Origin of the sequence: Miniimonas arenae (assembly GCF_006351005.1) — a bacterium.
Classification (GTDB): Bacteria; Actinomycetota; Actinomycetes; order Actinomycetales; family Beutenbergiaceae; genus Miniimonas; species Miniimonas arenae.
This window is the reverse complement of the sequence record NZ_VENP01000004.1, coordinates 97,455-104,100: the sequence shown is the minus strand read 5'-3', so window position 1 is coordinate 104,100 and position 6,646 is coordinate 97,455. Positions and strand designations below refer to the sequence as shown.

At 76.8% G+C, this 6,646-nt stretch carries 5 protein-coding genes; all 5 read right to left on the bottom strand.

All coding sequences use genetic code 11. From position 1 onward, the window contains the following. On the bottom strand, window positions 1-211 hold a 211-nt coding region (locus FH969_RS02470), incomplete at its 3' end, for a hypothetical protein (RefSeq protein WP_425462443.1). Between the two features lie 323 nt (window positions 212-534). Further along, window positions 535-2,172 (bottom strand): S1C family serine protease, encoded by a 1,638-nt coding sequence (locus tag FH969_RS02465; RefSeq protein ID WP_139985859.1) that lies wholly within the window; start codon window positions 2,170-2,172, stop codon window positions 535-537. A 166-nt stretch (window positions 2,173-2,338) separates the two neighbouring features. Next, window positions 2,339-4,144, bottom strand: coding sequence for a 2-succinyl-5-enolpyruvyl-6-hydroxy-3-cyclohexene-1-carboxylic-acid synthase (menD, locus tag FH969_RS02460; RefSeq protein WP_218975238.1), 1,806 nt, complete (start codon window positions 4,142-4,144; stop codon window positions 2,339-2,341). Continuing rightward, window positions 4,141-5,088: an o-succinylbenzoate synthase gene (locus tag FH969_RS02455; protein ID WP_139985857.1), complete on the bottom strand. Its 948-nt coding sequence runs from the start codon at window positions 5,086-5,088 to the stop codon at window positions 4,141-4,143. The genes menD and FH969_RS02455 overlap by 4 nt, the downstream gene beginning before the upstream one ends. A gap of 9 nt (window positions 5,089-5,097) precedes the next feature. Beyond that, on the bottom strand, window positions 5,098-6,627 hold the full coding sequence (locus tag FH969_RS02450) for a hemolysin family protein (RefSeq protein ID WP_108719127.1): 1,530 nt from the start codon (window positions 6,625-6,627) through the stop codon (window positions 5,098-5,100). Window positions 6,628-6,646: the final 19 nt, after the last annotated feature.

The window sequence follows — 6,646 nt, the reverse complement described above, 5'->3', positions numbered from 1 at the left end:
CGGACACGTCGACGGTCGCGGTGCCGACGTTGAGCAGCTCCACGGCGTCGGGCTGACCGGTGCCGAGCACGTCGTCGTGCACGATCTCGTTGAGCACCACCGTGGGCGCGTCGGCAGGGACGGGCAACGCGGACGACGGCGCGGCGAGCGCCCCGACGGCGAGCACCGCCCCGAGGGCGGCGATCAGCGGGCGACGGCGAGACGTGGGCATGCGAGCGGACTCCCGGGTGCGTGGTGCGTGCTCGCGCTCCCCGGCGCGGGCTCTGTCCGCGATTGCACCGGGCGCCGACGACGGCCCGGTGACCCGTCCGCGACGGGCCGGCGTCCCGGGGGTGAACGGCGAGCGCCGACGAGCCCGGGTGCGCGGCTGGGGAGGGATCCGCCGCGGCACCCGGGCTCGTTCTCAGGGGCTTCACCACCCCCGGTGGGACCAGCGGCCTGACCTCCGCTGATCCGTCCGGACGGGGGCCTGACCTCCACCCGTCCGGAGCGCGGGGCGGGCGGCCTGACCTCCGCCGCCCCGCGAGCTGTGTGTCAGCCGTTGCCTCCCCCGCCGAAGCCCGGCAGCCCGGGGATCTGACCCGACTGACCCTGGTCGGACTGACCCTGGTCGGTCGAGCCCGAGCCCGTCGAGCCCGACGCCGTGTCGGTCTCGGGGCGGACGGCGAGAGAGACGTTGACGTCGATCGCCTCGCCGTTGCGCACCACGGTGAGGGTGACCTCGTCGCCGGCAGAGAACTGCCGGACGAACCCGGTCAGCGACTCGGCGCCGCTGACGGCCTTGGAGTTGATGCCGACCACCACGTCGCCGGCCTTGAGCCCGGCCTCGGCGGCGGGCGTCCCGCTGGAGACCGACTCGATCTTGGCGCCGGCGCGAGTGGTGCCGTCCGCCGTCGCGGTCGCGTCGGAGAGCGTCACGCCGAGGTAGGCGTGCTCCGCGGTCCCGGAGGAGATGAGCTGCTCGGCGACGTCCTTCGCCTGGTTGGCGGGAATCGCGAAGCCGAGTCCGATCGAGCCCGACTCGCTCGACGTCGTGGCGATCGAGGAGTTGATGCCGATCACCTCGCCGCTCGTGTTGAACAGCGGGCCACCCGAGTTGCCCGGGTTGATCGCGGCGTCGATCTGGATCGCGTTCGTCACCACGGGCGCGCTCGAGGCGCTGCTCTCCTCGCCCGTGGTGGAGACGGGCCGGTCGACGGCGGAGACGATGCCGGTGGTCACGGTGCTGGCGAGGCCGAGCGGGTTGCCCACCGCCATCACGTCCTCGCCCACGAGCACCTGCGAGGAGTCGCCCCACTGTGCGGCCTTGAGGTCGCTGGGCGGATCGGTCAGCTTGACGACGGCGATGTCCGTCGTCGGGTCGGTGCCCACGATCGTGGCGTCGAAGATCCGGCCGTCGGCCAGCGTCACGGTGATGCCGCCCGACGTGGCGCCCGAGACGACGTGGTTGTTGGTCACGACGTACCCGTTCCCGGCGTCGATCACGACCCCGGACCCGGCCGCGGTGCCGCCGCTCATCACGACCGTGATGGCGACGACGGAGTCGCGCACCTGCGAGGCGAGGGACTGCCAGTCGACGTCGGTGGTGGTGGACGCGGCCACCTGCGTGGTGGTGCCGAGGTCGGAGTACGCGCTCGGCGCGGCGCTCTGGTCGAACGCGCCGGTGGCCAGTGCCGTCCCGCCCGAGGCGAGGACCGCGGCCAGCATGGCCGCCGCGGCGACGGCCGGCCAGGAGCGGCGCGGCTTCGGGGTGACGGCTCCCGAGGTGGCGGTGGCGACGGCGGGCGCGCCGCTTGCGGCGCCAGGCGCCCCGGCGGCGCCGGGGAAGGCGGCGGACGCCGTGGACTCGGTGTACCCCGGCTCGGCCACGGACACGCCCGGCTGCCAGAACGCGGCGCCCTGCTGGGCCGGCGCCGCCGAGGCGGCGGCGGGGGCGGCGGGGGCGGTCTGCGCGGGGTGGGTGGCCGCAGCGGCGGGGGTCGACGGCGTCTCAGCGGTGGGCGCCGCGGGGTAGGACCCGGCGACGTTCGCGACACCCGGCACGGTGCGGCCGGCCGACAGGCGCACCGGAACGGTGTGCTCGCCCACGCCCGGCGCCTGACCCGGCGCCTGCTCGCCGGGGCGCGCCGCCGGCGGGTAGCTGGGTGGCTGCGGGGTGTTCTGCTCGCTCATCGGGCTCTCCGTATCGTCCGTGCGCCGTTCGTGATGGAGACAGTGAAGCGAACGGACCTGGTGCGTCCCTGGAGCAAACCTGTGAGATCTCTGGAGGGGTTCGGAGGCCGGACGTTCCCTCGGCGGGCGCCCTCGCGCAGAAGCACGGGGCGCAGGCCGGCGGGCGTCAGCCCGCGGCCGTGCCCGCGGCGGTGCCCGCGGCGGTGCCCGCGGCGGACCGCAGCCGCTCGAGCAGCCCGGCCCGCCGGGCGGCGGCCCCCACCCGCGAGAGCCGCACCTCGACGATCCCGACCCCGCGCACTGGCGAGCCGAGCACGGTGAGGAGCTGGTGCGCCGTCGTGACCTCGGTGTACGCGGCGCCGACCGCGTGGGCGTACGCGCCGACGTCGAGCGCCTGCGGCGTCGCGAAGACGCGCTCGTGCGCCGCGGCGTGCTCCGGGCGGCCGTGCTCGAGCGTCGCGAAGATCGACCCGCCGTCGTCGGCGAGCACCACGACCTGCAGGTCGATCGGCCGCTCGAGGCGCCCGCGCGCCAGGCCGCCGAGGTCGTGCTGCAGCGTGAGGTCGCCGAGCAGCACGCGGACCGGCCCGGTGGTCTCGGGCCGCGTGCCGGCGAGCGCGTGCCCGACGGCGGTGCTCACCGTCCCGTCGATGCCCGCCACCCCACGGCTCGCCACGACGCGGGCGCCCGCCACGCCCGCGAGGTCGAGCTCACGGATCGCCATGGACGCACCGGCGACCAGCACGCCGTCATCGGCGCGCACCGCGTCCGACACCAGCCGCGCCACGACCCAGCCCTCGAGCGGTCCGCCGGCCAGCGCGGCCGCGACCTCCGCGTCGAGCGCGGCGTCGACGGCGAGCCCGGCCGCCACCCACCGCTCTCCCCACGCGCGGTCGCCCCCCTCCCCGAGGGGAGCTCGTCCGCCGGCCTGCGGCGCCTCGCCGCCGGGCGTGACGTGCATGGCGTCTGGCACGTCGAACCACGCGCGGCTGGGGGGATCGACGATCGTGACCGCGACGTCCTCGCGGGCAAGCAGCCGCGTCACCTGCCGCGACAGCGTCGGCCGGCCGAGCACGACGGCGTGGCGCACCTGGGCGCCCAGCACGTCGAGCAGGACGGGGGTCGCCGGGAGCGGGCGCGCGGCGTCATTCCCCGGCCAGCCGGCGGCACGCGGCACACCGCCGAGCGGCCCCCGCGCGCCGGACGAGGGCTCCGCGAGCAGCGGTGCGTCGAGCGCGGCCGCGAGCTCGCGGGCCTGCGGGCCGGCGCCGTCGCCCGCGACCACCACCGTGCCCGGCGCGGCGACGACCGGGGCGAGCGCCGAGACCGAGGCGGCGCTCGCCGTCGGGCGCTCGTGCGCAGTGCCGTCCCCGCGATGCGCCGAGAACGTCTCGGCGACGGAAGCCCTCGGGACCAGGGGGTCGGCGAAGGGGACGTTGAGGTGCACCGGACCGGGCAGCGGGCCGAGGGCGCGTTCCAGCACGCGCCCGACGGCGGGCCCCGCCTCGCCCGGGTCGCTCACCTCGACCACGGCGCGGGGGCGCGAGACGCCGCCTGCGGCACCACCGGCGTCGCCGAACATCCCGACGTGCTCGGTGGTCTGGCTCGCGGCCTGCCGGACGAGCGCGGCCGGGCGGTCGCACGAGACGACGACGAGCGGCACACGCTGGTGGCCCGCCTCGACGAGCGCGGGGTGCAGGTTGGCCACCGCCGAGCCGGAGGTCACGACCACGGGGACCGGGCGCCGCGTCGCGACCGCGAGCCCGAGCGCCTGGAACCCGGCGCTGCGCTCGTCGACCACGACGTGCAGCCGCAGCGCGCCGGCCTCCTCCGCCGCGAGCAGCGCGTAGGCCATCGGAGCGCTGCGCGAGCCCGGCGCGAGAACGACGTCGCGGACGCCGCCGGCCACGAGTGCCGCGACCACCGTCTCGGCCAGGGCCTGCGCCACCGGGCGGTCCTCGGCGTGGCTCACCCGCCCACCGCCGCGAGGCGCGCCTCCCAGCGCGCGCGGGTCTCGCCGTCGGCCCCGAGGCTCGCGCCCGGGCGCGGCGCGACCTCGCCGGGTCGCGGCACCGGCAGCGCGCCGTCCACGGGCAGCAGCGGGTGCGCCGACACGTCGCGCGCGAACAGGTGCACGGTCGCGAGCCCGCACGCGTACGGCAGCTCGGGCAGCGCACCCGCGAGCGCCAGCCCCGCCGCGATGCCGACGCTGGACTCCAGCGCCGAGGACACCACCACCGGCAGCCCCACGGCCTCGGCGAGGTCGAGGCCCGCCCGCACGCCGCCGAGCGGCTGCACCTTGAGCACCACGACGTCCGCCGCCTCCGCGCGCCGCACCGCCATCGGGTCCTCGGCGCGCCGGATCGACTCGTCGGCCGCGACCGGCACCGACTGCCGCCGCCGCACCCAGGCGAGGTCCTCGACGTCGGCGCACGGCTGCTCCGCGTACTCCAGCCCGCCAGCCGCGCGGTCCAGGCGCGCGAGCGCCGTCACGGCCTCCTCGCGGTCCCAGCCCGCGTTCGCGTCGACCCGGATGGCGCCGTGCGGGCCGAGCGCGTCGCGCACCGCCTCGAGCCGGGCCTCCTCCTCGCGCAGGGTCTGGCCGCGCTCGGCGACCTTGACCTTCGCCGTCGTGCACCCGCCCGAGGCGAGCACGATCGCGTGGGCGCGCTCCGGGTCGACCGCAGGCACGGTCACGTTCACGGGGACGCGCTCGCGCACGGGCTCGGGCCAGCCGCGGTCGGCGGCCTCGAGGGCCGCGGCGAGCCAGGGCCGGCTCGTGCGGTCGTCGTAGTCCCAGAACGGGGAGAACTCCCCCCAGCCCACCGCGCCGCGCAGCAGCACGCCGTCGCGCACGTCGAGGCCGCGGAAGCGCGACGTCAGCGCCGTCGCGTAGACCAGCACGTCCCGGGGCACCCGGCCACCTTAGGACGCCGTGCCCGACGGCGAGCCCGCCGCCTCGCCGTCGGCCGCCGGCGAGGCGGGGGTCGAGGTCGCGGGGGGCCGGGCCCCGGAGGCGGACGCCGCTGCGGCGGGCGCGGGCGCGGGCTCGGGCTCGGGCTCGGGCATCTCGCTGCCGTCCTCGACGGCAAGCAGCCGGACCTCCTCGATCCGGTGCCCGTCGACGGCGGTCACCTCGAGGTCGTGCTCGACGCCGTCGGGATCGGCGACGCGCACGACGTCCCCGACCACGGCCACCCGGTCGAGGCGGTCCATGACCAGGCCGCCGACCGTCTCGTACGGCCCGTCCGGCAGCACGACGCCGGTGCGGTCCTCGACGTCCTCGATGGTCAGCCCGCCGCGCACCGTCACCGGGCCGCCGGCGGCGTTCGCCGGCTCGACACGGGAGCGGTCGTGCTCGTCGTCGATCTCCCCGACGAGCTCCTCGACGAGGTCCTCGAGCGTCACGATCCCGTCGGTGCCGCCGTACTCGTCGATGACGACGGCGATGTGGATGCGCCGCCGGCGCAGCACCGAGATCGCCGGCAGGAGCGCGTTCGTGCCGGGCAGCACGACGATCTCGCGGGTGAGGTCGCGCACCGTGCGGGCGGGCTCGCCCGCGACGTCCGCGACGAGGACCGCTCCCGCGTCGTCGTCGCCGCTCGTGCGGACCGCCTCGAGCGCGGGCGACGCCGCGTCGACGGCCGCGAGGAAGAGGTCGCGCACGTGCACGAAGCCGAGGATGTCGTCGACCCCGCCATCGCGGACGGGGTAGCGCGAGAACGGCTCCTGCGCCACGACCGTGACCGCCTGCGCGATCGTGAGGTCGGCGTCGAGGAAGACGACCTCGTGCCGCGGGCGCATCACCTCCGTGAGCGAACGCTCCGACGCCTCGAAGACGTCGCGCAGGATGGCGCGCTCGACGTCGGGCAGCCCCTCGTGGGCCGTGACGATCGAGCGCAGCTCCTCCTCGCTCATCTCCTCCCCCGACCGGCTCGGGTCGCCGCCGAGCAGCCTCACGAGCGCGTTCGTCGAGACCGACAGCAGCCAGATCACCGGCCGCATCAGGGTCGCGAACGAGTCCAGCGGAGGCCCGACGGCGAGCGCCAGCTGGGAGGAGCGCTGCAGCGCGAGGCGCTTGGGCACGAGCTCGCCGAGCACGAGCGAGAGGTAGGCGATGACGAGCGTGCACAGGATGAGCGCGGTGGTGCTCGCGGCCCCCGCGCTCAGCCCGAGCGCCTCCAGCCCCGGCGCGAGGTCCGGCGCGATCGTCGAGGCGCCGTACGCGGCGGAGAAGAAGCCCGCGACGGTCACGCCGATCTGCACCGCGGCGAGGAAGCGGTTGGGGTCCTCGGCGACGGCGGCGACGCGCTGCCCGCGGCGTCCCTTCCGCGCGAGCTGCTCGATCTGGCTCTCGCGCAGCGAGACGAGCGCGATCTCGGTGCCGGCGAAGATCCCGCCGACGAGGATGAAGATCAGGACGAGCCCGATGTTGGCCCAGGTCTCGGCGTCCATCAGCGGGCCGCCGCCGAGG

Excerpts from the sequence above, each read along its gene's own strand:
- FH969_RS02465 (WP_139985859.1), bottom strand. The coding sequence starts at position 2,172 with ATGAGCGAGCAGAACACCCCGCAGCCACCCAGCTACCCGCCGGCGGCG.
- FH969_RS02450 (WP_108719127.1), bottom strand. The coding sequence starts at position 6,627 with ATGGACGCCGAGACCTGGGCCAACATCGGGCTCGTCCTGATCTTCATC.